The following is a 26,383-nucleotide window of genomic DNA, read 5'->3' on the forward strand; positions in this document are numbered from 1 at the left end:
GCGGCCGGGAACACGGTCGTGCTGAAGCCGAGCGAGAAGGACCCGTCCGCGGCGATCTGGCTCGCGAAGCTCTGGAAGGAAGCCGGGCTCCCCGACGGCGTGTTCACAGTGCTGAACGGCGACAAGGAGGCCGTCGACGGGCTCCTCACCCACCCCGACGTCCGCGCGATCTCCTTCGTGGGTTCCACCCCGATCGCGAAGTACGTCTACGAGACCGGCACCGCACACGGCAAGCGCGTCCAGGCGCTCGGCGGTGCGAAGAACCACATGCTCGTGCTGCCCGACGCCGACCTCGACCTCGTCGCCGACTCCGCGATCAACGCCGGCTTCGGATCCGCGGGCGAGCGGTGCATGGCGATCTCCGTCGTCGTTGCGGTCGAGCCCGTCGCGGACGAGCTCATCGCCAAGATCGCCGAACGCGCGGCGACCCTGCGGATCGGTGACGGCCGACGGAACTGCGACATGGGGCCACTGGTCACGAAGGTGCACCGCGACAAGGTCGCCTCCTACCTCGACATCGCCGAAGCCGACGGCGCGACGATCGTCGTCGACGGCCGCAACACGCCCATCGACGGCGACCCGAACGGGTTCTGGCTCGGCCCGACCCTCATCGACAACGTCCCGACGACGTCGAAGGTGTACACGGAGGAGATCTTCGGACCCGTCCTCGCCGTCGTCCGCGTGCAGTCCTACGAAGAGGGCGTCGCACTGATCAACGGCGGGGCGTTCGGGAACGGGACGGCGATCTTCACCAACGACGGCGGTGCCGCCCGACGGTTCCAGAACGAGATCCAGGTCGGCATGATCGGCATCAACGTGCCGATCCCCGTGCCGGTCGCGACGTTCTCCTTCGGCGGGTGGAAGGACTCCCTGTTCGGCGACACCAAGGCCCACGGCGCCGAGGGCGTCCGGTTCTTCACCCAGCAGAAGGCCATCACCTCCCGCTGGCTCGACCCCTCCCACGGCGGCATCAACCTCGGCTTCCCCCAGAACTGAGGTTCCCGGCCCCTCGGCAGTGCTCCTCGCGAGCCTGCCGAGGGGCCGAGTGCTTCCGGGGGCCCTCGACAAGCGGGCCCTAAGGCTGTCGAAGGGCGGGAACGGGGTAGGAAACGCGGTCCCTGAGCCTGTCTAAGGGCGGGACCAGGGACGGTCCCGCCCTTGCCACGGGTCGGACTCAGCCGCGACAATGGCCACGCCGACCACGACCGACGAGGGGCGTCACGATGGCCATCGAACCGACCGAGCTCGACCACCGCTTCACCGCACCGATCGGCGTCGATGTGAAGGGCGACGTCTGGTCCTGCGTCGAGATGCCCGGCTCAGCCGAGTTCTTCGGCACCGGCAAATCCGTCCGCGTCGACGCGACCGTCGACGGTGTCGAGCTGCCGAACGTCGGCCTCATGCCGACCGGCGCCGGTGGTCACATGCTGTCCATCAGTGCGAAGCTCCGGAAGCGCCTCGGCAAGGACATCGGCGACACCGTCGACGTCCACCTCACCCGCCGCCTGAGCTGAGCACAGGAGATCCGCGCGACAGCAGGAGACCCTGAGGGAGAACCTCCTGCTGCCGCGCGGATCTCCGGTGCTCAGCCGCCCGTGACCTGGCGGATGAGGTCCTGGATGAACGGCACCACGTCGGACGCCTGGTCGACGCCCGCGAAGGCGACCGCCAGCAGCGGCCACAGCGACACGAGGAGCGCCGAGATCACCGCGGCGACGGCGAGCACCCAGGAGAGTGCGCCGTTGCGACTGCGGACGCACCCGAGCAGGAACAGCAGCGCGAGGACGTACCCGATGAGGAGCGCGACCACGATGCCGCCGACCGGGACGTCGAGCGCACCGACCGTCGCGCCGTCGGCGGCGCCGATGAGCCCGAGGATCGGGATGAGCACGCCGACGACGATGAGCACGAGCAGGACGACACCCGTGATCGCAGCGGCCCACACGGCACGCGGACGCGGACGCGCACCGTACGACGTGGTCCGGCTGAAGAGCGGCATGTCACTGCTCCTTCGCCGGCGCCGCGGCTTGGGTGGCCGTGACCTCGGCGGAAGCGTCCGCCACCTCGTCGACGTCGGCGACCTTCGGGGCAGACTGGTCGTGCGCGTCCTCGCCGTCCAGCTCGGGGGCCGAAACCGGGTCGGCATCCGAGCCCGTCGCGACGGGCTCTTCCGCCGGAGCGTCCTGAATCGCGTCAGCCGCCCCGGCGGGCTCAGCATCGGCGAGGTTCGGGTCGGCGCCGTGCGTCACCTCCTCGGCGACGGTCGCGAGCGAGTCGGCCGCGGTGGCCAGCTCACGGGCGGCCTCGGCGAGTTCCTCCGACACCACCGCATCGGTCGGTTCGCCGCCGACGTCGCCGTCAGTCACGAGCTCGCCGTCGGCACCCGCGGCCGCGCCCGGCTGCCCGTCTCCCAGCGACCGGCCGCCGTCGCCCTCGGACCGGCCGGTCCGCTGCTCGACCGCGTCACCAGCGGCGTCGGCCAGGTCGGCCGCTCCGGCTCGCGCCGAGTCCACCGCGTCCGATGCAGCAGCCTTCGCCGTGCCGAGGGCATCCCCGGCGGCCTCTGCTGCATCGCCGATCGCGGCACCCGCCGCGGACGTCGCATTGCCGATGGCGGCCTTCGCCTCGTCGATCGCCTCGCCCGGATCGGGCTCGATCGGGTCGAAGGGCCCGTGGATGTCCGTCACCGTGATGTCGATGTCGACCGGTCCCGGGTGGCGGGCCTCCAGCGCGGCCGCGACGTCGGCCCGGACCGTGTCCGCGAGCTCGTCGATGCTGGCCGGGTACTCGGCCACCAGTGAGACCTCGACGTTGAGCACGTCCTCATCGGCCAGGACGTTGACGCCGGGGACGGCGGTGCGACCGAGCAGGCGGGTGCGGGCGCTGTCGATGGCGCGGGCCGTCGGGGACCCGAGGGCGTGCACGCCGGGGACCGTCTCGGCCGTCGTGGCGATCACCTGGGCGAGTTCGTCGGCCTCCTGCTCACGTCGCCGGCCGGAGTCGAGCTCGACCACCAATGCGTCCGCCGCTTCCGGCGGAGCCACCGACTCCGACACCGACACCGTCGGCGTCTCGACGGAGACCGAGTCGGCCACGGCCGGTTCAGCGACCTCCGGACCAGTGACAGACCCGTTCGCCGGCGCGACCTCAGGAGCGGGCGCGGGCCCACCCGCGTGCTCGCCGTCGTGCGACTCGATGCGGCGGACCTCGTCATCGGGATGCGCGGGCACGAGCACCGTCGGGTGCTCCGCCCGGACCTCGGCCGGGGTGGGGATGTGTTGCTGGTCCGGGTGTTTCGTGTCGTCGCTCATGCGATCCTCCTCGCACCGCGTCGGCGGTGCATCGGTCCTACTGCTGTCGATTCGGGTGCCGCGGTGGCACCGCGGAGTGTCGGGTCAGACGACCCGGTTGGTGCTGGCGAGCCGCGTGCGCAGCCCGCTGACGATCTGGATGACCACCGGGGTGGACGTCCCGAGGACGCCGTCCCACTCGTGGATGGCCGCCTCGATGTCGCGCCGCAGCTGGACGGGCGAGGCGCCGCGACGAGCGTGTGCAGTGAGGCGCAGCGTGGACTGCTTGCGGATCCGGAAGCCGGTGACGTCGACGGAGACCACGTCGGGGTTGCGCCCGATCGCCTCTTCGAGGACCTGCTCGGCGACCTTCACGTCGAGCACGACGCGACCACCGGTCGGCGTGTCCTTCGTCCGTTGCTCGTCGACCTGCAGCAGCGTTCCGGTGTGCCCGCGGCCCTGCCGGAACACGAACCAGATGATGGCGAGGATGAGCATCAGGGCGACGACCGCCGCGACCCACAGGATCCACGGCTGGGCGTCGATGGTGTCGTTCGTCGGTCGGACAGCACGCTCGGCGTTCTCGCTGATCGTCCGCTGCACGTCAGGCAGGAGCGCACCCACGGACAGGGCCGCGCCGGCCGCAAGGACGACGAGTCCGACCACGAAGATGAAGAACCGGTTGAGGAAGCGATTCGTGGAGTTCATCAGGCCACCGTTCCCTTGCTGCTCACGCGGACCTTGGCGCGGAGCGCCGGCCGGTAGTCGTAGGACGCGACCTCCGCGTCCACGGCCTGCTGGATCTCGCGCTGGTCGACGCGTCGGCCGCTCGTCGGCGTGACGTCGACGCGGGCGCTCCTGGCGCCGACGCTGACACTCACCTGCGAGGGGTCGATGTCACCGGCGTACGAGGCGACGCGGGCGAGCGACTGCGCGATCACCCGGTCGTCCACGACCGCCGCCGTGCGCTCGGCGATCGACCCGCGACGCCCTTGGCGGGCGGGACCCAGCGACAGGACGATCAGCACGAGGCCGACGATCGCCGCGACCGCGCCGATGGCGACGAGGAGTGGGGCCGGGGCGGTCGCCGCGGTCAGCACCGCGGTGACGATGTCCTTCGGCGCGACGAGGAGCGCCGGCTGCCCGATCGCGGCCAGGACCGACTCGGTGCCGAGCCAGGCGAGCACGAGCGCGAGGATGATCGCGATCGTGATCGCGAGCGTCGACCGCGGCGAGTGGGTCTCGCGACGCACCGCGCGGCGGTACAGGGCTGGGGTGCTCACAACACCCTCCTTCGTTCTTCGAGCTTCGCGCCCGTGATGTGGAGGTCGACGCGTCCGATCGTCGACCCGGTCAGGTCCAGGCACCGCTCTCGGATGCTGGTCTGTGCGCGTGCCAGGCGTTCGAGGACGGTTCCCGAGGTCCGGGATCCGGCGCCGAGCGGCGACACGTGGATGGGCGTGCTCGCGGTGACCGTGAGGGCCCCCTGGGCGTCGGAGAGCTCGACCGAGACCTCCGACGCCCGCACCCCGAGTTCCTCCGCGGTGACGGCAGACACGACGCGACGCACGGCGCGGGAGCTGATCGTGTTGCGACCATGCACGGCCTGTTCGGCCGTCACCGCCGCGGTCACGACGACCGCCGCCCGCGGAGCGCGTCGGCGACACCGCGCAGGTCGAGCTTGCCCTCGAGCACGCGTCCGATGCCGAATCCGATCAGCATGAACAGTGCGACGAGGATCATGCTCCAGAACCCGAATGCGACGGCCGCCAGCGCCAGGACGGCACCGACGAGGATGCCGCGATCGGTCGTGGTCACTGGACGCGGCTCTCGTCAGCGTCGTTGTCGTCGTCCGACGGGATGTGGACGTCGGCGACGGTCACGTTGACCTCGGTGACGTCCATGCCGACGACGTTCGAGATCGCGTCGGTGACGCTGCGACGGACGTCGTCCGCGACGCGCTGGAGGTCGACGGGGTACTCGGCGACGATCACGATGTCAGCGGCGACCTGCTTCTCGCCGACCTCGACCGAGACGCCCTGACCGCGGTCCTGAGCGTTGATGGCGTTGCGGATGGCGCCGATGGCGCGAGCCGCTCCGCCACCGAGGTCGTGCACGCCGGGGACCTCGCGGGCTGCGATGCCGGCGACCTTTTGGACGACGCCATCGGCGATGACGTTCTTGCCCGTGGAGGTCGTTGCGGCGTGGTTCGCGGTGTCGGTGGTGTTCGACATGGTGTTGCTCCTTCGGTGTCTGGTGGTGCTGGTTCACGCTCCGGGTGTCCGGCGGCGGTGCCCGTGTTGCGGGCGACATCTATGAGACTGCGCGTCACGCCCGAATCTCACGGTCCGTCTCGAACTTTTCCGGAAGCACTCATTTTTTGGATATCCGGCGACGGGCGTCAGCCGCGCAGGGTCTGGCTCGGGCCCTCGCCGAAGCGGTTCCGGTAGGCGGAGGCGAAGCGTCCGAGGTGGACGAAGCCCCACCGCTTCGCGACCTCACCGACCGTCGTCTCCTGCGGCGAGCTCTCGGCGAGCTCGCGACGGGTGCGGTCGAGGCGGATGTCGCGCAGGTAGGCGGTGGGCGACATGCCGAGTTCACGACGGCAGTGGAGCTGCAGCGTCCTCGTGTGCAGCCCGGCCGCCTTCGCCGCGTCCGCGGGCGTGATGGGCTCCGCCGCGTGATGGTGCAGGTACTCGACCGCGAGGCGTGTGCGCGCCATCGAAGGCTCGCGGAGCGGCTCCGGCAGGTCGACCACCGCCCACGGTGCGAGCTGGAGCAGCGCGAGGGCGAGCGGTCGTTGGGCGTTCATACGGAGCAGCGGAGGCGCCGTCTCGTCGGTGAGCACCGGCGTGGAGGCGTTCAGCGCCACGCGCCAGCGCTCGATCGCCTCGGGTGTCGGCGTCGCCTCGAGATCGAAGGACACCTGCTGACTCGGGCCGGCGTGGATCTCGGTCGCGATGTCTTCGAGGTACGGGGCGGAGAAGAGCACGGAGTTCTGCCGGTGCGGGGTGAGGTGCACCGTGTACGGCCGGTGGAACGGGAGGACGAACGGGTGTCGCGGGATCTCCATCCGTTGGCCGTCGCGGCGCACGATCCAGCCGCCGCCGGTCGTGACCCACGAGACCACGTAATCCGTGAGGCCCGGGGTCTCGCCGGTGACGTGTCCGGTCATCGTCGCGGTGCGGAGCGAGACACGGTCGTCGCCGATCGACACCCACTGGAACGAGAACGGCTCGGTGCCGCGGGTGACGGTGAAGCGGCTGCCGTCGTAGGCGCGCTCGTAGTTCTGCCGGGCGGTGGCCGGGTCGTCGCCGCTGACCGTGACCTTGCGGATCGGAACCGTCGACGCCGTACTGCTCGCACTGCCGAGCAGTGGGCTGGTGTCCGAGTCGCTCTCCGGATCTGATTCGGATGCGAGGAAGGAGTGTTGCATGGTCGTCCTTGTGCGAGTGGGGGTCTCTTCGTCGCGGGACGGGCCCCAAGGCCCCGTCGGTTTCCCGCGTCATTGGAGAGACGGACCGAGAGGAGGGAATCTCACGGTTCACTCAGCAGTTCGTCAGACAACGCCGTCCCGGATGCCCTGCGGCAGGCGTTCGGGTGAAAAATCAGTAGTCGGGACCCCCGGTCCCTGCGCCACTCCACCCCGGTCCCTGAGCCACTCCACCCCGGTCCCTGAGCCACTCCTCCCCGGTCCCTGAGCTTGTCGAAGGGCAGCCGAAAGCGCCCGTTCCGTCGTCCTGGAGCTCTCCAGACGACGCAACGGGCGCCCTCGGTGATGTCCCCGTGCCGCCTACGCGGCGTCCAGATACCCGTTCGGATTGAGGACGAACTTCTGCGCTGCCCCCGCATCGAACTCGGCGTACCCGCGCGGGGCGTCGTCGAGGGTGATCGCGGTCGCATTGACGTTCTTGGCGATGTGGACCTTGTCGTGCAGGATCGCCATCATGAGGCCGTGGTTGTACTTCATCACCGGGCACTGACCGGTGGTGAACGACAGCGACTTCGCCCAGCCGGTACCGAGACTCAGCGAGAGCGCACCCTTCTTCGCGGCCTCGTCGATGCCACCCGGGTCACCCGTCACGTAGAGTCCGGGGATGCCGAGCGCACCGCCGGCCGCCGTGATGTCCATGAGCGAGTTGAGCACGGTCGCCGGTGCTTCATGACCCGCGTCACCACCGTGACCACGAGCCTCGAACCCGACGGCGTCGACCGCGCAGTCGACCTCCGGGACGCCGAGGATCTGTTCGATCTGCTCCCCCGGCTCACCCTTGGTGAGGTCGACGGTCTCGCAACCGAAGCTCCGCGCCTGCGCCAACCGGTCGGCGTTCATGTCGCCGACGATGACCGCAGCGGCGCCGAGGAGCATGGCCCCGGTCGCTGCGGCGAGGCCGACCGGCCCCGCGCCCGCCACGTAGACGGTCGATCCGACGCCGACGCCCGCCGTCACCGCACCGTGGAAGCCGGTCGGGAAGATGTCGGAGAGCATCGTGAGGTCCATGATCTTCTCGAGCGCCTGGTCGCGATCCGGGAACTTCAGGAGGTTCCAGTCGGCGTAGGGCACGAGGACGTACTCGGCCTGGCCGCCGACCCAGCCGCCCATGTCGACGTAGCCGTAGGCGCTGCCCGGGCGGTCGGGGTTCACATTGAGACAGATGCCGGTCTTGCGCTCCTTGCAGTTGCGACAGCGGCCGCAGGCGATGTTGAAGGGCACCGAGACGATGTCGCCGACCTTGATGAACTCGACGTCCGGTCCGACCTCGACCACCTCGCCGGTGATCTCGTGTCCGAGGACGAGGTTCGGCGGTGCCGTGGTGCGGCCGCGGACCATGTGCTGGTCGGAGCCGCAGATGTTGGTCGCGACGGTCTTGAGGATGGCGCCGTGCGGGACTTTCCGGCCGACGTTGGCCGGGTTCACCCCCGGTCCGTCCTTGAGTTCGAAGGTGGGGTAGTCGATGTCGATGACCTCGACGACACCCGCTGCTTTGTAGGCGACAGCTCTGTTACCTGACACGTGATCCTCCTTGATCGCGGGCGCCCGTTGTGGGGCACCCTGTGTCTGCTCGACCCTATCCCGCGCCTGCCGCAAGCGGCAGTCCCCCGGTCCCTGAGAACACCTCCACCGGTCCGTGAAAGCACTTCCCCCGGTCCCTGAGCGCACGCCCCCCCGGTCCCTGAAAGCACTTCCCCCGGTCCCTGAGCGCACCTCCACCGGTCCCTGAGCCTGTCGAAGGGCACCTGTGGAGAACGCCCCCGGGCGTCCGCACACCTTCTCCAGGCTTCCCTGAGACCGTCGGCCAATGCCACGGTCATCCCCCATATGTACAGACGGAGGCCCAAAACGTACACTTGCGACATGTCCCGGATCAACGTCACCGAGGCTCGCGCGAAGTTCTCCGAACTCATCGCGCGATCCCACACCGAAGCCGTCTTCGTGGAGCGACGCGGGCGCGCAGAGGCCGTCATCATCAGTCCCGAACAGTACGACCGGATGATGGAGGCGCTCGAAGACGCCGAGGACGCCCGTGCCTTCGATGCGGCGATGGCTGAGGAGGGCGACAGCATCCCGTGGGCGCAGGCGAAGGCCGACCTCGGCTGGGAATGAGTCGATACGACATCGAGCTGCGGCCGGCCGCGATCAAGGCGCTCCGCAGGATCGACCATCAGGACCAGCGACGCATCCGGGCCGCGATCGCTCTGCTTGGGGAGAACCCGCGCCCGCCGAGTGCCACGGCGTTGCAAGGACGCCCCGGCTTCCGTGTCAGGGTGGGTAACTATCGGATCGTGTACACGATCGATGACGGTGTGCTCCTCGTGGTCGTCATCACGCTCGGCCATCGGAGCGACGTCTACCGGGGCTGACGTCCGGCGACCTCGTGTCGGCGCCCGGCTCTACGCTGGTGGAGCAGACCCCGAGGAGAGCACCCAGCATGAAGAAGACTCCCTTGGCGTTGCTCGTCGCGCTCCTTGCAGCCGTCGTGGTGATTGTCGCAACGCAGTTCGACGGCGGGATCGTGTTCGGCGACCCGGGGTCGCCACCGCCGACGTCGCTCGCACCGACGCCCGCGGCGGTCAGCCCGAGCGCACGGGCATCGCTCGAGGCCGCCGGTTTCGCCGTCGTGGACGCGTCCGGGCAGTTGGTCGTCTCGGCCGCCGCAGTCGAAGACGCGCTGGCCGACGTCGACACCGCCACCCAGGTGGCCACCGGCTACGACCGGGACCGGTTCGGTCAGCGCTGGGCCGACATCGACCGCAACGGCTGCGACACCCGCAACGACGTGCTAGCACGCGACCTCGTCGACGTCACGTTCAAGCCGGGGACCCGCGACTGCGTCGTCCTCACCGGCGTGCTGAACGACCTCTACACGGGGTCGACGATCGACTTCCAGCGCGGTGAGCGGTCGAGTCAGCTCGTGCAGATCGACCACGTCGTGCCGCTCGCGTGGGGTTGGCGTCACGGCGGGAAAACGTGGACGGAGCAGCAGCGGGAGCAGTTCGCGAACGACCCGATCAACCTGCAGGCCGTCGACGGCGCGACGAACTCGTCGAAGTCGGACTCCGGCCCCGGCGATTGGATGCCGCCGGCGGTCGCGTCGCACTGCGAGTACGCGGCGCGGTTCGTCCTCGTGCTGATGGCGTACGACCTCACGGTCGACGACGCCGACCGCCGGGCACTCACGGGCACGCTGGGCAGTTGCCGGGCGTAGCGGCGTGTGGGCGCCGCACGAGAACAGGACGAACGCCCGAGAACCGGACGTTTCGCGCGATTCCATCCGCTTCTCGCGCCGATATCCTGCTGGCAGGCGGCACGAAAAAAGCGGCCCACCGAAGTGGACCGCTTTTCACAATGTGCGCCCGAAGGGATTCGAACCCCCAACCTTCTGATCCGTAGAAAGAGTCGCGACGTCCACAGACGTCCGGTGGTCACGCGGAGCTGCGTACCGTCCGTCGACACGATCCGGTCCGACAGCTACGGATGCGCTCGCGTTGCTGTCACGGTTGCTGTCTGCGCCCGGTCGGAGACCCTGTGATGGATCAGGACTGGACCAGCGTCTTTATGCCGACGCTCACGCCCGATGCTCCAGTCGGCCATCCGCGTATGCGGGCCGATGTCCTTCCTCCAAGCGTCTTCGGCTCGAACGTTCGAGGCATTGCTCGTGAATCCGAATGGGACAGGATTCGTCTCGCGGTTTCTGCACGCGCCGGGAAGCTCTGCCAGATGTGCGGCGATCAGTCTTACGGTCCCTTCGGCAAGGTTCAACACCCCGACTGCCACGAGATCTGGCGATTCGAGATGAGCGACGGCGTCATTACCCAGGTGCTCGCTGGCCTCATCGCCCTCTGCAAGAGGTGTCACAACACCCAGCACATCGGTCGGGCGCCAGACCTCGAGGATGTCAACGACCGACTACAACTCGTGAACGGCTGGACCCACGCGGCGGCTCAGACAGACATTCGTCGCGGATTCCGACGCCTCCAGCTCTTGGAAGGTCTCGCTGTGGATCTCGATCTATCCGCCTTGAGCGGTCAGCTCAATGTCCCCGGCTCGCCGTCGCTCCAGTTCACAGCTGCCGAACGAGTTCTCCACGGCAACTCATGGAAGCGATCGCACCCGACACCCCAGGCCACGCAGCTCGATCTTGGGCTCGGCTAGATCAAGAAGCAGAAGTAAGCTGCAACAGCGGACTCGCCCCACACACGTGGATCGGCGGGTCTTGCTGATTAACGGCTCAACCGGTCAGCACCTCGGACTCGTCGAGGAGCGCCCGGACCGGAGCGAAGCGAGGACCGGACGCACCGCAGGTGAGTCTGCCGGGCGGAGCCCGGCCTTGAACGAGTAGAGAAAGTTCTCACAGGCTCAGTATTGACGCACATGGGCGAACTGGTACATCCTCAGATCGGGGGATACATACTGCGTCCCAATGGACGAAGGGCAGAACACAGCGACGTGAACGCCCTTCCACCCATGCTCGCGATTCCTGCCCCAGATGACTCAGGGGCAGAGACTGCGTCACGATACGACTGGCAGACCGCGATGGCGGTCGTCGATGGCCTTGCGTGTATAGCCGAGTGCTGGGATAAAGAGTCAAAACGCGCACGCTCTGAAATCTCGATTATCTGCGAACACCACGAGGACTACATAATTTGCCGTGACGACAAGATCGAATTAGTTAGCGTAAAACATCGCGAAATGTCTCTGGGCCCGTGGACAATGGCACTGCTGCCCGACCAAGGCGGTATCGCACACCTCTTTCTCCGATGGCGTGCATTTCAGATGAATGCCTCGATTACACTTGTCACAAATGCCGGCATTAAGAGCGGCGACTCACGCGAATTGGTACGATTCCTAGGGCGGCTCAAATCCCATCCTCAGCAACCACTGCTCGAGCGAGAAACGCAGCTTCTTTCGCTTTTTACAAAGCAGGTCTTTGGTGCGATATCCACCGACAAAAGAGAACAGTCATGGACCGCAGGAAAAGATCCCAGCGATACTTTTATTGACTTGATGCGACAGTTCTTGCACGTTCTGACGATTAGGGACTCAAGGACTGGTCGAGCAGACATCCATCATGTTGCTCCTACGAAGTATGCGCGGCCCTTTCTCGATATGATCGGGGTGAATATTGCGATTTCGGCGGCGTTTTGGCAACAGGCGATGAAGATGGTGCATGCCAGAATGACCGCGCAGGGACCGACCGTTCTTGAAGGGCTCGCTGAAACTGCAATGCAGATGAACGGTGTCGATGAGGGCGCAGCAAATCTGGTCAAACTCGAGTCGAGAACGTTCACATCAGAAGACTTGATGCAGATCGCGGAGGTATGCACCGCAGCCGAGATGTCGTACGTTGATGACGAAACAGTGATAGCTCCTACCGCTCTCGCGCTCAAGCTAAAGAATGCTGGCTGCAGTGACACGACGATCCAAGCAGCGGAACGAGCGGCTCTATATTGGCGAACCCACGAAAGCGCGGCGCTCGATGAGGCCTTTGGCTCTACTAGTGATATCGAGAGAATAAAGCTTTGGGTTCATGTGAAATCAAGTAAAGTCGCCGAACGGTTTAGTAGCAGCTCCGGAACACGCGAAGACTATGGACCCGAGATGTGGAGCGAACTCGACCGCGTGTTCTCAACGGAGATAATGCCCAGGAAGCCTGTTGATGCAGATGAATTGCTCTTCCTCGGCGCCGCGTGCAATCTGGCTAGCGAATGTCAGATTTGGTTTAGCGAACGGTTCGCGATTGCGGATGCACGCCGCGCGTTCCCCTTGAGGCTCAACCAGGCGAAGGCACAAGGGGACGCAATTGATTAACGAGTCCGACGATGCAATCATCCGACAACGCGACATCGAACACCAACAGCTGCGGATACTGATACTGATCTCTGAGGTTGCATCCATCCCCGGGAACGCGAGCAAACTCGACGGCCTGACCAAGTTGGCCAAGCTTGACTTTCTCACGCGCTATCCCGCTGCTCAGCCACTAGTTGCTGACGCGCTTGATGGATTTGTCAGCGAGCGAAATCGAGTGATTCACCTTTCGCCTGACCTCCCTATGATGCGCTACAAATTCGGTCCTTGGGATGACCGATACTATCCAGTCTTAGGAGCTCTGGTCGGCAGAGGCCTTGCAAGCTATGCCAAGGGACGTCGGGGCGGAGTGGCTATATCACTCTCACCGCAGGGCAGAAAGCTGATAAAGACACTACGACAGGATTCACGGTGGTCCGCAGTTTTTGATTCATATCACTCGGTAGCGTCGCAATTCGGGCTCGAGACCGGCAATCGCCTAAAGGATGCGATCTACACCGCTCTTCCGGCAGCGCTAAACGTACCCTATCGAACGGTTATGCAATGACGACTCAACTACGAATCGACAGCGTTCACCTAGAGACCTCTGACGGCCCAGTCGCACACACGTTTCAGGGGCCGCTCACTGTTTTGACGGGTCCGGTGGGTGTCGGTAAAACAACTCTCTTTGAGCTCATAAAGTACGCTCTCGGCGGCGACGCGCGACTATCACCGGTCGCTCGCGATCACGTGAGTTCCGTGACGGTCATTGTCTCAACGCAGAACGGCCGGCTAAGCCTAACTCGCCGCTTGGGGACAGACCATCGATTCGTTACGGTCGATACCGACAAGCCAGAGCTTAGCGGACAATTTCGCGTCAAACATTTGCCTGGCCCAGATTCGGACCGTACTATTGGTGATGTTCTCCTGGAGGCGATCGGTCTTCCGACCGACGCGAAAGTTACTACCGCAAACAAAACGTCACGAGTGACGTTCAACAATTTCCTTCCGTACTTGTATATCGAGCAACGCGAGATTGACCGTAGTGTTGCGCACAACACGGATAAGTTCTCTGAGTCGGCCCGCAAGGCGGTTTTCGAGATTCTGTTCGGCATTTCGGATGCCAAGTTGCTTCAACTTCGCGCGCTCGAACGCACTATCCGGGGAGAAGTTGACGAGGCTGCTCGGCGAGAAGACACGGTTAGATCTTTCTTGCGCGAGAGCCGCACTCGCAGCCGCATCGAGGCTGAGATCGAGCTGACTGCCGCCAAGGAGAGTCTCCAGCGCGGCCTGATGGATGTTGAGTCGCTGAAGGCGGATTCGGCCAGATCTAGAGGGGACGTCGGCGTAGTGCGTGAGCTGGTCCTCCGCACTCGCTCTGAGTTGGCACTGCTCCAGGAACGCGCTGAGATGGTGCGCCGCGATCAGGTGGAACGAAAGGCGCTAGAACGTCAGCTGAGGTCGCGGACGGCAAGCGCCGATCGCGTTGAAAGTGCGGAGTCCATACTTGCGCCTATTGACTTCGTCGTTTGCCCCCGCTGCGTCCAATCGATCACCCAGCGCGATATCCCAGAGCACAGCTGTTCGCTCTGCCTCCAGCCTGAGCCCGTCCCGACAGAGTCCTTGCTCCGGCGTAGCGCGGATGAGAGATCCAGACTCGATTCACAGTTGACGGAGGTGCAGATTCTACTTCGAGCGGGCGAAGTGGAGGCTGCTCGTCTTGCAGAGAGCGCTCATGGCACCAAAGAGAATCTGAAGCGTTTGGACGATTTGCTCGACAAACGGACCCAGGAGTTCGTAAGCCCCAGGCTCGAGCAGTACGCGGACGCATCGTCGGCGGTTGCTCGATCGAAGGCGCAGATCTCGGAACTGGAGAACCTCTTACGACAGTGGGATCTTGTACAGGACCTTGAACACGTCGTGCTTGAAGCTCGCGAACGCCTGAGATCCAACCAATCTGAACAGAAAGAGATTGTTGCAGGCACCTCTGAGCTTAAGGCAGAGGTAATCGACCAGCTCAGCAGCGAGTACTGGCGAGTCATCGCCAAGATTGGCATACCGACAGTCACCTCCGCGACGATTAATCCGGATACCTACCTGCCGTTTGCGAACAACCTCAGGTTTGATCGACTCAGCACAGGAGGTATCGCCACAGCCTTAATCTGCTCCTACTGGGTAGCAATGCTCTCTGTTGCCCTGAGAGATGGACAAACGTTGTATCCAACGTTGCTTATTCTCGACACTCCACGTAAGTCGATCGGCGAGAAGAACGCTCGTCTCGTTGACCAGCTTTACCGCGAGCTTGACACCTTGTCCATCGCATACCCTGGTCGACTTCAGGTCATCATTGCGGACAACGACATCCCCGCGAAGCTGTCATCGAACTGGCGTGCCGTGCGTTTTGACTACCAGAACCCGACGGTCCCCACGGTTCCCCACCCTGGGGAGGCGAACGTGGTGACCGTAGACAGCGGCGCCGCTGATGGGTGGGGTTGACGAGTAGATTTCCTTTTCTTGGGCTGCAGGCAACGGTGCCTGTGATAGACCTACCAGGGCTCTAGATCGACCTCGAACCAACAGCCCTTGTGCATGATTCACCATTCTCGGGCGGCTGGCCGCTGGCTGCACCGGACGCAATAGTGGCTTGGTACGTGTAGACCTCGGTCACTTTGCTATGGCATCTTGCTGATGCATCAGCCCATGCATTCAACTGGAAAGTGTTGCGGTTCGGCTGCCATCGCCACAGCGGTTCCGTGGTGGCCGCGTTCTCGACCAAGGTTCCGGAATCGTGTTGCGCCGGTGTGCAGGGGCGTTACAGGGGCGACCCCGTCGAGCCGCGCTCTCAGGACTGAAGTCTGCTGCTTGGACCATTCAATCAAGGATTCAATCAAGGGGTCCTGAGGAACATCTTCCTGGAACACAGGTTGTGCGCAACTGCGCACCCGATCCAGGAGGAACACCATGCCAGTGAAGAAATCAGGCCTGCCGGTCAACAGCGAGAGCTACTTCGGCGGGCCGGCTTACGCGGTCGGCGATGCGGAGCCGCTCATCGAGTTCGTTGATGGGAAGCCAGCCGGCCAGCAGCACGACAAGGACACCGGGAAGCCACTGTGGACGGTCCGGGTGTTCGACACCGACCCCGAGGCTCCCAAAGGCCAGGGCGAGGTCACCGTCAAGGTTGTGGCAGCTACACCTCCCGCTCTGCCTGCGGAGCTGCCTGGGCTCCCCTTCCGCCCCGTCATCTTCGACGATCTCGTCGTCGTGCCCTACGTCAAGGAGGGAAGTGGCCGCCCTCGCGTCGCGTACTCGCTGCGCGCAAGCGGTATCCGTCCCGCCGCTTCTCGGAAGACCGGCGACTCATGATCATCGCCGAACTCCGCAACTATGGTGCTGCGCTCAGGGCGGTCATCAAGCAACACAAGGTGATCGCGGTTCTCTTCGTTGCGACGATCGTCCTCTTCGGACAGTGGCGACCGGCCCAAGTCGTTCTGGGCGCGACAGTACTCGTTCTCATCCTCATCGCCCTCGTTTGGCGGTACCGGGACGGCCCAAACCTCTCCCTCCACCAGTTCCATGTCCGGCGGCGACGTCAGTCCGCTTACATCCTTGCCGTCTGGCCCGAGCTGATGCTCCGGCTTGGGATCGCCGTCCGAGTTGCGCAGTCTGCGCCGGAAGTTCCTACGATCCGGTCGGCATCGTGGACTGGTCACTCTCAGGTGCTCAGTGTCCTGATCCCTATGGGCCTGGAGCGAGACAGGCTCGCGCTAGCAGCGTCGGCCATTGCGGAGTCGCTTGGATCTGTGGCCGTCACCGTTGATGCAGCACCGGGCGGAGCGAACGTGACAGTTCAGTTCGCGGATCCGCTCGCTCAGCCGGTCGTGGTTCCGGACCCCGGCGACCATGTCGACCTCGGAGCAGTGCCGAACCGTCATCCGCAAGCGCTCGTCTAGCACCGAGTTACCTCATGCTGTTGTCTTGTAACAATGGTGGATACAAAGCAAACGAAGACCATCGGTGAGCACTACGCTGCTGCAGAGCTGGCGCGAAGAGGATGGGCGCCAGCGCTCACTCGCGACGGCCTCGAGCGAACAGACATTCTCGCCGTGAAGACTGACTCGCAACGGCGACTCATTGAGGTCCAAGTCAAGACAGCGATGAACTCCGGGTGGAAATACGTCAATTGGCCGCTTGGCGACAAGAGCCAAACGCCCAGTGCTTCAGAACAGGAGTACTTCGTGATGGTGGGTGTGCTTGCCAACCTGGCGATCGCGCCCCGGTTCTTCGTACTGCCTCGCGCGCATGTGGCTGCTGCAGCCTGGATCACCCATCAACACTGGCTGACTGAGCCCGGGATCCCCGTAGGAACGCGCAACGTGTCCGCGTCGCGTTCCCGCGTCCACGTTCGCACGTTCGAGCAGTACGAAGATCGTTGGGATCTGCTCGACATCGACGAGCACGAGTGTCCGGTACTCCTTCCCCCCGAGTATCGCGATCTTGCCCTGGAACCGCGCGTTGGCTTGCCCGCAGACCATCCGTGGAGAGTTTCTCTTCCCACATGGTGACTTGTCCGAGCTTGTGGTCTGCTTCACTTCGCCAGAAGCGCTTAGCACCAAAGTCGTTCCTGTTCTGACGACTACTCCGTACCCGAACTTCGTGACGAGGTAATGGTGACGGCACGGGATGTTCCGCTTCCTGAGCCAATAGAGTCTCTGTATGAGCTCACTTGGACGTGTTATTGGCGGTGCGTATCTGGACGCGAGTGTTACTACCGCCACGTTTGGAAGTGACCTTGTCGTGCAGACAGGACTCAAAGGCCGTCGGCTCACGGAGAGTACCGTTGACGCCTGGCAAGAGGTAGTCGTGGAGGCGAAAGACGGAGCGTTCACCGCCATGGGGAAGGCCGCCGCCGGCGTCGCCCTCCCTGGCCGGTTCGGCAAGGCGGCCTCCGCCGCGGTTGGGGCGGCCTTCGAATCCAAGAGGCCCGATCACCAGGTGCGCGTTGATTGGTTGGACGGCAAGCGGTCACTCCTCAAACTGCCGGACGCGCTGTTCACCCACCTGGAGCTCGTCCTCCGCGACAAGCGCATCCCGACGGTCGTTCCGACCGTCTCGGCTACATCTGAAGCTACGACCACCACTCCGACTCTCGCCGACAGGGCCTTCGACCTGGTCTCCGGCATCGTGAAAGATCGCTCATCCTCCAGCACCCATGAGCCACAGGAACTGACGTCAACCCCTGAGATGCGTTCTGACGCAGTCGAGCAGCTCCACAAGCTCGCTTCTCTTCGAGACGCGGGCATACTCACCGACGAGGAGTTTGCCCAGAAGAAGGCGGAGCTCTTGGCCCGGCTCTGATGTTGTGCCACTGACGCAGATTCGCGATTCGAACAGCAGCAGCAGACTGGGCCTCCCCCGGCGGTGGGCCGTTTCACGCCAGGACACCGAAGGCTACGATTCACGGGGATGGCCAGCCCTCGTCCAGGCAAGACAAAAGCGGCCCACCGAAGTGGACCGCTTTTCACAATGTGCGCCCGAAGGGATTCGAACCCCCAACCTTCTGATCCGTAGTCAGATGCTCTATCCGTTGAGCTACGGGCGCATTGCTTGCTGAGAGAAGAGAACTTCGGCTCGGCAGGCCGAAGTAGAGCCTACAACACGGAAGCCGAAGACGCGAATCGCCCTTCGACAAGCTCAGGGACCGGGGAAGGTGACGCCCTTCGACAGGCTCAGGGACCGGAGGAGGTGACTCAGGGGCGAGTGCGGCTCGGAGACCACGGATGGGCTCCCCATCGACACGACGGGCGCCGACGTGGAACAGTCGATGCGACCACCTGCCGAGAGGACGACGTGAGCGCAGCACCAGGACCGACGAACGACGGCTTCACGATGATCGGCCGACCGCCCGTGCAGGCGAACCTCGTCCTCATCGTGATCCTGTCGGGCATCCTCGGCGGCGTCCTCGGCTGGATCACCGGCAGCGTCATCGACGGCATCTTCGACATCGCGCGCACAGCACTCATCGTCATCCCGGTCTTCTTCGTCATCACCGCCGGCATCTGCCTGTCCTACCTCCGGACCGCCTTCCGCCCGGTCGGGGTCGACGTCGGCCGCGGCACCGCGCTCTTCCGGGGCGAGACGATCCCGTTGCGCTCGATCGTGAGCGGCGAACTCCTCACCCGCAATCCCGCCGCCACCACGCCCGCCCTCAGCCTGCGACTCACGACCGACACCGGAGCCCGAGCCCGCATCATCGTGAACGGCGGGTGGCTCCGCAGCCTCCCCACCTCCGATCTCGTGCCGCTCGTCGCACTCATCGCCGGCAGCGGCATCCCCGACGACACCGGCCAGGATCCACTCGACGTCGGCCGGGAACGCATCTCCCGCTCACTCGCTGGGAAGGGCTCGGACGTGATGATCGGTCGACGCGGGTTCATCGCCGACTGCATCGCCGTTGCGGAGTCCACCGGCGACGTGAAACTGCTCGAAGCGGTGGTCCAGGCCGCGGGGCCGCTCGGCCGGAGCATCCGGGACGAAGCGATGCGGGCCGCCCAGGGCGCAGTGGAGGACGTCGTGCGCGCGCATCAGGACATCGCTCCGGCGGCGCCCGATGCCCCGAACCCGACTCCCCTGGTGCCGCCTGCGCCGCAGTACGGGTCGATCATCGCTGACGAGGACGAGGCGACGGCGGTCGACGACGACACAGACGACGACCGGTTCCGTCGACCGGACGACCCGGCCCGGCTGGCCGCCGAGCAGATCGTCGACCGGGTGCACCTCGACAAGCTCGGTGACCGGAATGGGGCGCTCGGCAATCGGGATGCGGAGCGCGTCGGCCCGGACGACGGACGCGAGTTGCCATCGTGGATTCCGCCACAGGATCGGGCGCGGGTCCGCTCCTGGCTCGCGGACGACGACGAGGTCGTCCACCTGCAACCGATCCCGGAGACGGTGGGCGCACGCACCCTCCGGAGGATCTGCGACTGGATCCTCATCGGTCTCGCCGGCGTCGGCTTGCTCGCGATCTTCGGGGCAGCCATCGCCGAAGGGGTCATCGACAGCCTCCTGCCGTCCGATGCGAACGCGCTCGTCGCCGTCGCCGTGGTCGGCTCGGCACTGCTCGCGTTCGTCGCGTGGATCGTCGGCGGCATCGCGCGGGCGAGGGAGATCCACGTCGCCCAGCGCTTCTCCCTCGACTGGCTCGAGCGGCGCGGGCCGGAGCAACGCCGCCGCGGGCTCCCGCCCGTGCTGCTGCAGCACTTCCTCGGCCCGATCCCCGCGTCGCGCCTGTTCGCGGCCGGAGCGTACTTCGGCACCTGCGTCGGCGGCGTCGGGGTCCTCGCGGGTGCACTGCTCTCCATCGACCCGGAGGAGCTGGGCGCGACCGGACCGATCATGCTCGGCGTCAGCCTCGTCCTCACGGCCGCCGGGACGGCGCTCTTCATCGTGCGATGGCGACGGGTGAAGCGGCAGCGGGCGCTCGCGATCGAACTCGGCGGCGAGCGCATGGCCTACCTCGGGAACCTGTAGGCGAGAGAGCGGTCGGCGGGCCCTTCGACAAGCTCAGGGACCGGAGGGAGGCTCAGGGACCGGAGGGAGGCTCAGGGACCGGAGGGAGGCTCAGTTACCAGACGAGGGCTCCCCGCCCTTCGACAAGCTCAGGGACCGGCGATGATTGCCGAGAGGATCTCTCGAGCGACCTCCCTGGGCCGTTTGTGAGTCGTGTCGATGCGCATGTCGTCGGTGAATCCGGCCCGCTCGAGGACGCCCGCCAGTTCGGGGTGACGCCGCGTGTGCCAGCTGAGCGCCGCCTCGTCGTCACCGTGGCGTCCGGCCAACCTCGAGCGCGCAACGTCCGGATCCAGGGTCAGGCGCACGTGCAGCGGCCTCGGGGAGCCGAGGGCGACGGTGGTGCGTTGCAGCTGGTCGGGCGTCTCCATCACCGTGGCGACGACGACGACCGCTGCGCCGGCGCGCCGGAAGTTCGCGGTGATCGCCTGCAGATTCTCGAGAGCGAGAGCGGTCCGGAACGGGTCGCCCTCCGGTGCAGGCCAGGACCGGCGCAACCAGTCGACGTCGATGACCGCGCCTGAAACGCCGCATCGCTGCAACGCCTCACCGACTGCCTCGGCAGCGGAGGTCTTCCCGGTGCCCACGCTGCCATTGATCAGGACGGTGTCGAACCTCGCAATGGGCATTGCCCGATGGTATCGGTCGCGGCCACGACGGTGCTGGTGCCTCCACCGCTCCTGCGGAGGGGTGAATGAGCGCCGCCGCGATTCAGGGGAGGTGACTCATCGAGCGACGACCTTGGCGAGCACCCAGCGCGCCTTATCGAGGGTGTTCGCGGGTGCCGGCAGGTACTGGAACGCCCGAGCACCACGCTGCACCGGGACACCCTGCGCCTTCGCTGCCTCCTCCAGCTGCGTGGCGAAGCGCTGCCAGCCGTCGAGGCCCTGCGGGAAGCCGAGGTACTCGGTGAGCGACGTCACCACCACCTCGGAACCTGCGCCCGTCGAGTGGACCTCGATCGTGACATCGTCTTTGGCGACGTAATCGATGCCCCACACGCCGGGCCGCAGCGACTTGGCCTTGCGCTTCGGCAGCCCCTCGATGAGCGCGGTCGCACCGGCGGGGTCCGTGCCGAGGACGACCGAGCGCCCGAACTCCTGCAGCATCTCCGGCACCTTGGTGGCGCGACGGTTCGTCGCCGTCTCGCGCAGCTTCCGGCGGCCGAGTCCCTTCAACACCCCCAGCCCGACGATGGCGAGCAGGACGAGAATGGCGATGATTGCGAGCACGTTGCTGTCCACAGGAGCCCCCCAAGGCTGTCGGTCACGAGCGGTATCGCTCACGACGAGGATGCCGTAGACCCGACATCCGTTCAATGGGTACCGGTCCCCACCCCGTCAGGCCATGGTCAGGCCGGCAACGGGCGTCCAGCGTCAACGACCGCCGACGCCCACCTGTCCGTCGAAGCCGGGACGGTCGACGTTGGAGCGGACCGTGCGACCTCCCGCCACATCGCAGCCGGCGTCACGCCCGGGATCCCCATGATCGAGGCGATACTCCGGAATCCGCTTCGCCGATACAGCGCGCGGTTGCGCTCGTTCGACGACTCCAGGTACACGGGGAGGCCGTCGGCGTCGATGGCGCGCAGGCGTGACTCGAGGAGCGCACCCCCGACACCGGCCCCGCGAGCGCCGTCGCCGACGCCGATCTGCGCGAGGTACCAGTGCGGTTCGACCGGACGGTGCAGGCCGAGTGTCCGCTGTAGGCGCATGGCTCGCGGAAGTCCGCGCAGTCCCAGCGCACGGGCGAACCTCGGCAGCTGCCGCACCTGGTCGAGCACGGAGTGGCGGGCGTCGGGCGTCTCCCAGACGGCGACACCGAGGACGACGCCGTCGGCGTCCCGGCGAGCGAGGTCGACGCGGCCACTCGACGCCGCACCAGAGCACAGCATCGCCTCGAAGAGGAGGGCGAGCCGACGCTCACGGTCGGAACCGGAGACGAGCGTCGAGGTGACCGTGTCCTGTCGGAAGGCGGTCGCGAGCACGGCCGCGGCCTCCTCGAGGTCGGCGGGCGAGGCGGGAGCAATGGTGAACACGCGTTTCCTTTCGGACGGAGAGTGGGTGTGGGGCGACGATCCGCGCAGGTCAGTGCGCCTGCGAACCGAGCTCGATGACGAGCACACCGACCGCGATCAGGCCGATGCCGACGATCATCTTCGGCGTCAGCTTCTCCTTGAAGAGCACGCGCGCTCCGATGGCCGTGAGCGCGACCCCACAGGCGGCCCAGATTCCGTAGGCGATCCCGACGGGCATCCCGTTCGCGAGCGCGATGGTCAGCAACCCGAAGGCGGTCACGTAGAACACGGCGACGGGAGCGATCCACCGCTTCTTCCGCAGGCCTTCCGAGGCGCGCAGGGACAGCGTCGCGGCGACCTCGGTGACGATGGCACCGGCCAGGAGCAACCAGGTCATGCGCCGACCTCCTCGTTCGTCGCGGCGGGCTTCGGCGACTCCGGCGCGTGGCCCGTCTCCACGAGCACGACGCCGGCGATCACGATCGCGATGCCGAGTCCGATCGTGAAGGTGAACTGCTCGCCGAACACGAGCGAGGCGAGCACCGCGGTGAGCGCGACGCCGGCCGCAGCCCAGATGCCGTAGACCACCCCGATCGGCACGCCCATCCGGAGCAGGAGCGACAGGGCGACGAACGCGCCCGCGTATCCGGCCACCGCGAGGATCGACCACCAGGGGTTCTCGATGGCGCCACGGAGCGAGAGGGTCGCCGTGACCTCCAGCAGGATGGCGGCGGAGAGGATCAGCCACTTCTTCATCGCGCTTCACCTCCAGCGAGCGTCAGGAGTCGCGAGACCAGGTCGGCGCGCTGGTCGCGGCCGACGTCGAGGATGCCGGTCGCCTCGGCGATCCAGAGACCGTTCGCCGCCAACCAGACGAGCAGGAGGGAGGTCGAATCGGTGTCCTCGCCGAACCCGAACCAGGTCCGGAGGTACTCGAGCCAGGGAGCGGCGAGTTCGGGACGCCTGACCGCCTCGGCGAAGACGACGAACTCGCCCTGGCTCGCACCGCCCTCCCCGGCGAAGGCGACGAAGGCCCGCACCCGCTCCTCGAGCGTCGACGTCTCGAGCGGCGCCCCCAACTCCTCCACGAGCTCGCGCTGCCAGCGGGCGACGACGTGCTCGATCACCGCGATCATCATCGCGTCCCGCGAGGGGAAGTGGTAGCGCAGGCCGGCCTTCGTCAGACCGACCTCCTGCGCCACCGCCTCGTAGGTGATGTTCGCCTCTCCGGAGGCGTCGACGACGCGGACGGCCGCATCGAGGATCTCGTTCCGTGCACTGGGTCTCATGGGAGTTACTTTAGCTTACGTAAGGTAAAGTAATCCTGGGAACGAACCGTGAGGAACAAACGCCCGGCGGCCCATGTGACGCTCTGTTTCGGGCCCCTCGCGAGCACCCGAGCCCCCGAGTACCGTCGTGCTGGACGGCGCCGTGATCGCCGTCGGACCCAGCCTCGACGAGACGACCCGGTGGTATCCCTGTGAGCAAGCGCATCATCCTCAACGCGTTCGACATGAGCTGCGTGACCCATCAGGCGCCCGGCCTGTGGAAGCATCCTGACAACCAGGCGCACCGCTACAACGACATCGACTACTGGATCGACCTCGCCAAGCTCCTCGAGCGGGGCACCTTCGACGCCCTGTTCATCGCGGACGTCGTCGGCATCTACGACGTCTACCGTCACTCCTCCGCGCCCGCGCTCATCGACTCGGCGCAGCTGCCTGTCGGCGATCCGATCATCCAGGTGTCGGCCATGGCGAAGGCGACCGAGCACCTCGGCTTCGGCGTCACCGTCGCGTCCACCTACGAGCTGCCGTACGCCCTCGCCCGCCGCTTCTCGACGCTCGACCACTTCACGAAGGGTCGCGTCGGCTGGAACGTCGTCACCTCCTACCTCGACTCCGCCGCCCGCAACCTCGGCCTCACCACCCAGATCAAGCATGACGACCGGTACGGCATCGGCGAGGAGTTCCTCGACGTCACCTACAAGCTGTGGGAGGGCTCCTGGGAGGACGACGCGGTCGTCATCGACCGGGAGAACGGCGTCTACACCGACCCCACCAAGGTGCACCCCATCAACCACCGGGGCGAGCACTTCCAGGTGCCCGGCATCCACCTCTCGGAGCCGTCGCCGCAGCGCACGCCCGTCATCTTCCAGGCCGGCGCCTCGGCCCGCGGTCGCCAGTTCGCGGCCACGCACGGTGAGGCGGTGTTCATCAACGGGCTCGTCCCGGAGCTGACGCGCAAGACGACCGACGACATCCGCGACCGCGCCGAGGCCCTCGGACGCCCGCGCGACAGCGTGAAGATCCTCACCCTCGCCACGGCGATCGTCGCCGAGACCGACGAGGAGGCGCAGGCCAAGTACGAGGAGTACCAGCAGTACATCTCGCTCGACGGCGCCCTCACCCTCTACGGCGGCTGGTCAGGCCTCGACCTCTCGTCGTTCGACCCCGACAAGCCGCTCAAGTACGTCGACACCGATGCGGCCCGCTCGGCGCTCGCGATCTTCACGCTCGCCGACCCGGAGCGCGAGTGGACGCCGCGCAACATCGCCCACTACATCGGCATCGGCGGCATCGGTCCCGTGTTCGTCGGCAGTGCCGCGACGGTCGCCGACGAGATCGAGCGCTGGATCGACGTCGCCGGCACCGATGGCTTCAACCTCGCCTACGTCATCACGCCCGGCACCTTCGAGGCCGTCGTCGACCTGCTCGTGCCCGAGCTGCGTCGCCGTGGTCGGGTCTGGGACGAGTACCCGGAGGGGACGCTGCGCGGCCGACTGAACGGCACCGGCTCCCCCGTCGTGCCCGAGTGGCACCCGGCCCACCAGTACCGCGGCGCCTACGTCGGGCAGCCGTCCGCCGCCGACGACACGGCACCCTCCCTCTTCGACACCGACAACGCCGACGCGGCAGACGACAACGTCTACGCCACCGAAGGAGCCTCCGCATGAGCACCGACACGATCAGCACTTCGACCGGCTCAGTGACCGGGCAGCCGGTCCTTGATAGGCGCACCCACTGGTCCGGCACCGCCGACGACGCCGAGCTCGCGCACTGGGACGCCGTCGCCACCGAGGTCGCCACCAAGCTCGCGGTCGACGTCCTCGACCGCGACCGCGCGAACCTCGACCCCACCACCGAGCTCGACCTCCTCCGCGAGTCGGGCCTCGTCAACCTGCTCGACCCCGCCGAGTTCGGCGGCGGTGGCGGCCACTGGGAGAGCGCCTTCCGGGTCGTCCGCATCCTGTCGCGCGTCGACGCCTCCATCGGCCAGCTGCTCGCCTACCACTACATCAACGCGGGCAACATCGGCTTCACCGCCGACCCGGCCACGCAGGCCGAGTGGCACGGCAAGACCGTGGAGGGCCGGTGGATCTGGGGTGACTCCGTGAACCCGACGGACCCCGACCTCTCGCTCACCCAGGACGGCGACGCGTTCCGCCTCAACGGGCTCAAGCGGTTCTCGACGGGCGCCTCCGCCGGCGACGTCATCCTCGTCAACGCGGTCGTCCGCGGCGGCGACCACGACGGCACGATCTTCCAGTTCGTCCTCGACCACGACCGCGCCGGCATCGCCTACCTCGGCGACTGGGACGCGCTCGGCCAGCGGCTCTCCGCCTCGGGGTCCGTGCGGTTCGAGGACGTGCTCGTCGAGCAGGCGGACATTCTCGGCACCGTCGGCGACGAACCGTTCTCCTCCCTCGTGACGCCCGGCATCCAGCTCGCGTTCGGCAACCTCTACCTCGGCATCGCGGAGGGTGCGCTCGCGCAGGGCACGGAACTCGTCCGGGCACGGAAGAACGCCTGGTTCCTCAGCCACGCCGAGACCTACCGCGACGACCCGTTCGTGCAGCGCGTCATCGGCGAGTTCGTGTCGTCGATCGCCGCCGTCGAGGCGCTCGCCGACCGCACGAACGCCCGCTTCGACCGCATCATCGAGCGGGGAGCGGACGTGACCGCGGAGGACCGCGGCGCCATCGCCATCGAGATCGCCAAACTCAAGGTCGTCTCCACGGAGCTCGGCATCGAGGTCGCGAACCGCATCTTCGAGGTCACCGGGTCCAGCTCGGCGAAGGCCTCCGTGGGGCTCGACCTGTTCTGGCGGAACGTGCGCACGCACTCCCTCCACGACCCGGTCGACTACAAGAAGCTCGAGGTCGGTGCGAACCATCTGAACGGCGAGCTGCAGCCGATCTCGCTCTACACCTAGGGGCTCGTC

General features: G+C 66.3%; 30 protein-coding genes and 1 tRNA gene. 15 read left to right on the forward strand and 16 right to left on the reverse strand.

Annotation, left to right across the window (positions count from 1 at the left end; translation table 11 throughout):
• The coding region (gene mmsA / locus BIU99_RS07235) for a CoA-acylating methylmalonate-semialdehyde dehydrogenase (protein ID WP_071260507.1) at positions 1-996 on the forward strand (996 nt) is incomplete at its 5' end.
• A 227-nt stretch (positions 997-1,223) separates the two neighbouring features.
• Positions 1,224-1,514, forward strand: a complete 291-nt coding sequence (locus tag BIU99_RS07240; protein WP_071260508.1) for a DUF1905 domain-containing protein — start codon at positions 1,224-1,226, stop codon at positions 1,512-1,514.
• Between the two features lie 71 nt (positions 1,515-1,585).
• On the opposite strand, the gene BIU99_RS07245 is transcribed toward BIU99_RS07240, so the two are convergent.
• The 9 genes from BIU99_RS07245 to fdhA all read right to left on the reverse strand — a co-directional run bounded on the left by BIU99_RS07245 (position 1,586) and on the right by fdhA (position 8,304).
• On the reverse strand, positions 1,586-1,999 hold the full coding sequence (locus tag BIU99_RS07245; protein WP_071260509.1) for a hypothetical protein: 414 nt from the start codon (positions 1,997-1,999) through the stop codon (positions 1,586-1,588).
• 1 nt (position 2,000) lies between these two features.
• Positions 2,001-3,311, reverse strand: coding sequence for an Asp23/Gls24 family envelope stress response protein (locus tag BIU99_RS07250; RefSeq protein ID WP_071260511.1), 1,311 nt, complete (start codon positions 3,309-3,311; stop codon positions 2,001-2,003).
• 84 nt (positions 3,312-3,395) lie between these two features.
• Positions 3,396-3,998 (reverse strand): hypothetical protein, encoded by a 603-nt coding sequence (locus BIU99_RS07255; RefSeq protein WP_071260512.1) that lies wholly within the window; start codon positions 3,996-3,998, stop codon positions 3,396-3,398.
• A complete protein-coding gene (locus tag BIU99_RS07260; RefSeq protein WP_071260514.1) occupies positions 3,998-4,573 on the reverse strand; it encodes a hypothetical protein in 576 nt (191 codons plus the stop codon). Before BIU99_RS07260 ends, BIU99_RS07255 begins: the two co-directional genes overlap by 1 nt.
• On the reverse strand, positions 4,570-4,923 hold the full coding sequence (locus BIU99_RS07265; protein WP_064296820.1) for a hypothetical protein: 354 nt from the start codon (positions 4,921-4,923) through the stop codon (positions 4,570-4,572). The genes BIU99_RS07260 and BIU99_RS07265 overlap by 4 nt, the downstream gene beginning before the upstream one ends.
• Positions 4,920-5,108, reverse strand: a complete 189-nt coding sequence (locus BIU99_RS07270) for a DUF2273 domain-containing protein (RefSeq protein WP_064296821.1) — start codon at positions 5,106-5,108, stop codon at positions 4,920-4,922. The genes BIU99_RS07265 and BIU99_RS07270 overlap by 4 nt, the downstream gene beginning before the upstream one ends.
• Positions 5,105-5,524, reverse strand: coding sequence for an Asp23/Gls24 family envelope stress response protein (locus BIU99_RS07275; RefSeq protein ID WP_064296822.1), 420 nt, complete (start codon positions 5,522-5,524; stop codon positions 5,105-5,107). Before BIU99_RS07275 ends, BIU99_RS07270 begins: the two co-directional genes overlap by 4 nt.
• Before the next feature lie 167 nt (positions 5,525-5,691).
• Complete coding sequence (locus tag BIU99_RS07280) at positions 5,692-6,726, reverse strand: helix-turn-helix transcriptional regulator (protein ID WP_071260515.1); 1,035 nt, start codon at positions 6,724-6,726, stop codon at positions 5,692-5,694.
• A 357-nt stretch (positions 6,727-7,083) separates the two neighbouring features.
• Positions 7,084-8,304 (reverse strand): formaldehyde dehydrogenase, glutathione-independent, encoded by a 1,221-nt coding sequence (fdhA, locus tag BIU99_RS07285; protein ID WP_071260517.1) that lies wholly within the window; start codon positions 8,302-8,304, stop codon positions 7,084-7,086.
• Positions 8,305-8,646: 342 nt separating this feature from the next.
• On the opposite strand from fdhA, the gene BIU99_RS07290 reads away from it, so the two are divergent.
• The 10 genes from BIU99_RS07290 to BIU99_RS07335 all read left to right on the forward strand — a co-directional run bounded on the left by BIU99_RS07290 (position 8,647) and on the right by BIU99_RS07335 (position 17,931).
• Positions 8,647-8,895 carry a type II toxin-antitoxin system Phd/YefM family antitoxin gene (locus BIU99_RS07290; protein ID WP_064296825.1) on the forward strand — a complete coding sequence of 83 codons (249 nt, stop codon included), beginning with the start codon at positions 8,647-8,649 and terminating at the stop codon, positions 8,893-8,895.
• Complete coding sequence (locus BIU99_RS07295; RefSeq protein WP_071260519.1) at positions 8,892-9,152, forward strand: type II toxin-antitoxin system RelE/ParE family toxin; 261 nt, start codon at positions 8,892-8,894, stop codon at positions 9,150-9,152. The genes BIU99_RS07290 and BIU99_RS07295 overlap by 4 nt, the downstream gene beginning before the upstream one ends.
• 68 nt (positions 9,153-9,220) lie before the next feature.
• A complete protein-coding gene (locus tag BIU99_RS07300) occupies positions 9,221-9,997 on the forward strand; it encodes an HNH endonuclease family protein (RefSeq protein WP_071260521.1) in 777 nt (258 codons plus the stop codon).
• Positions 9,998-10,320: 323 nt separating this feature from the next.
• Positions 10,321-10,944 (forward strand): hypothetical protein, encoded by a 624-nt coding sequence (locus tag BIU99_RS07305; RefSeq protein ID WP_139205368.1) that lies wholly within the window; start codon positions 10,321-10,323, stop codon positions 10,942-10,944.
• A gap of 294 nt (positions 10,945-11,238) precedes the next feature.
• Entirely contained in the window at positions 11,239-12,600 is a 1,362-nt protein-coding gene (locus BIU99_RS19340; RefSeq protein WP_175484364.1) for a dsDNA nuclease domain-containing protein, read from the forward strand.
• A gap of 540 nt (positions 12,601-13,140) precedes the next feature.
• A complete protein-coding gene (locus BIU99_RS07315) occupies positions 13,141-15,072 on the forward strand; it encodes an AAA family ATPase (protein ID WP_083397239.1) in 1,932 nt (643 codons plus the stop codon).
• Positions 15,073-15,537: 465 nt separating this feature from the next.
• The gene (locus BIU99_RS07320; protein ID WP_071260526.1) at positions 15,538-15,939 is read left to right on the forward strand and encodes a hypothetical protein; all 402 of its coding nucleotides are present in this window, start codon (positions 15,538-15,540) and stop codon (positions 15,937-15,939) included.
• Positions 15,936-16,526, forward strand: coding sequence for a hypothetical protein (locus BIU99_RS07325; RefSeq protein WP_071260527.1), 591 nt, complete (start codon positions 15,936-15,938; stop codon positions 16,524-16,526). The genes BIU99_RS07320 and BIU99_RS07325 overlap by 4 nt, the downstream gene beginning before the upstream one ends.
• A 153-nt stretch (positions 16,527-16,679) precedes the next feature.
• Entirely contained in the window at positions 16,680-17,138 is a 459-nt protein-coding gene (locus BIU99_RS19345) for a hypothetical protein (RefSeq protein WP_254773593.1), read from the forward strand.
• A 151-nt stretch (positions 17,139-17,289) separates the two neighbouring features.
• The gene (locus BIU99_RS07335) at positions 17,290-17,931 is read left to right on the forward strand and encodes an SHOCT domain-containing protein (protein WP_139205369.1); all 642 of its coding nucleotides are present in this window, start codon (positions 17,290-17,292) and stop codon (positions 17,929-17,931) included.
• 171 nt (positions 17,932-18,102) lie between these two features.
• Here the strand turns inward: BIU99_RS07335 and BIU99_RS07340 are convergent.
• Positions 18,103-18,175, reverse strand: a tRNA-Arg gene (locus BIU99_RS07340).
• 248 nt (positions 18,176-18,423) lie between these two features.
• Here BIU99_RS07340 and BIU99_RS07345 point away from each other — a divergent pair.
• Positions 18,424-20,103: a hypothetical protein gene (locus tag BIU99_RS07345; protein ID WP_071260532.1), complete on the forward strand. Its 1,680-nt coding sequence runs from the start codon at positions 18,424-18,426 to the stop codon at positions 20,101-20,103.
• Between the two features lie 128 nt (positions 20,104-20,231).
• Here BIU99_RS07345 and BIU99_RS07350 read toward each other — a convergent pair whose 3' ends face one another.
• The 6 genes from BIU99_RS07350 to BIU99_RS07375 all read right to left on the reverse strand — a co-directional run bounded on the left by BIU99_RS07350 (position 20,232) and on the right by BIU99_RS07375 (position 23,448).
• Complete coding sequence (locus BIU99_RS07350; RefSeq protein ID WP_071260533.1) at positions 20,232-20,771, reverse strand: AAA family ATPase; 540 nt, start codon at positions 20,769-20,771, stop codon at positions 20,232-20,234.
• Between the two features lie 96 nt (positions 20,772-20,867).
• On the reverse strand, positions 20,868-21,374 hold the full coding sequence (locus BIU99_RS07355; RefSeq protein ID WP_139205370.1) for a hypothetical protein: 507 nt from the start codon (positions 21,372-21,374) through the stop codon (positions 20,868-20,870).
• Between the two features lie 119 nt (positions 21,375-21,493).
• Positions 21,494-22,180 carry a GNAT family N-acetyltransferase gene (locus BIU99_RS07360; protein ID WP_071260537.1) on the reverse strand — a complete coding sequence of 229 codons (687 nt, stop codon included), beginning with the start codon at positions 22,178-22,180 and terminating at the stop codon, positions 21,494-21,496.
• 49 nt (positions 22,181-22,229) lie between these two features.
• Entirely contained in the window at positions 22,230-22,556 is a 327-nt protein-coding gene (locus BIU99_RS07365) for a multidrug efflux SMR transporter (protein ID WP_071260538.1), read from the reverse strand.
• Positions 22,553-22,915, reverse strand: a complete 363-nt coding sequence (locus tag BIU99_RS07370) for a multidrug efflux SMR transporter (RefSeq protein WP_071260540.1) — start codon at positions 22,913-22,915, stop codon at positions 22,553-22,555. Before BIU99_RS07370 ends, BIU99_RS07365 begins: the two co-directional genes overlap by 4 nt.
• A complete protein-coding gene (locus BIU99_RS07375) occupies positions 22,912-23,448 on the reverse strand; it encodes a TetR/AcrR family transcriptional regulator (RefSeq protein ID WP_071260541.1) in 537 nt (178 codons plus the stop codon). The genes BIU99_RS07370 and BIU99_RS07375 overlap by 4 nt, the downstream gene beginning before the upstream one ends.
• Positions 23,449-23,639: 191 nt before the next feature.
• Between BIU99_RS07375 and BIU99_RS07380 the strand changes: the two genes are divergently transcribed.
• Positions 23,640-25,115 carry an LLM class flavin-dependent oxidoreductase gene (locus tag BIU99_RS07380; protein WP_083397241.1) on the forward strand — a complete coding sequence of 492 codons (1,476 nt, stop codon included), beginning with the start codon at positions 23,640-23,642 and terminating at the stop codon, positions 25,113-25,115.
• The gene (locus BIU99_RS07385) at positions 25,112-26,374 is read left to right on the forward strand and encodes an acyl-CoA dehydrogenase family protein (protein ID WP_083397242.1); all 1,263 of its coding nucleotides are present in this window, start codon (positions 25,112-25,114) and stop codon (positions 26,372-26,374) included. Before BIU99_RS07380 ends, BIU99_RS07385 begins: the two co-directional genes overlap by 4 nt.
• The last annotated feature ends 9 nt before the right edge of the window (positions 26,375-26,383 follow it).

Source organism: Plantibacter sp. MMLR14_011, assembly GCF_001865025.1.
Lineage (GTDB): Bacteria > Actinomycetota > Actinomycetes > Actinomycetales > Microbacteriaceae > Plantibacter > Plantibacter flavus_A.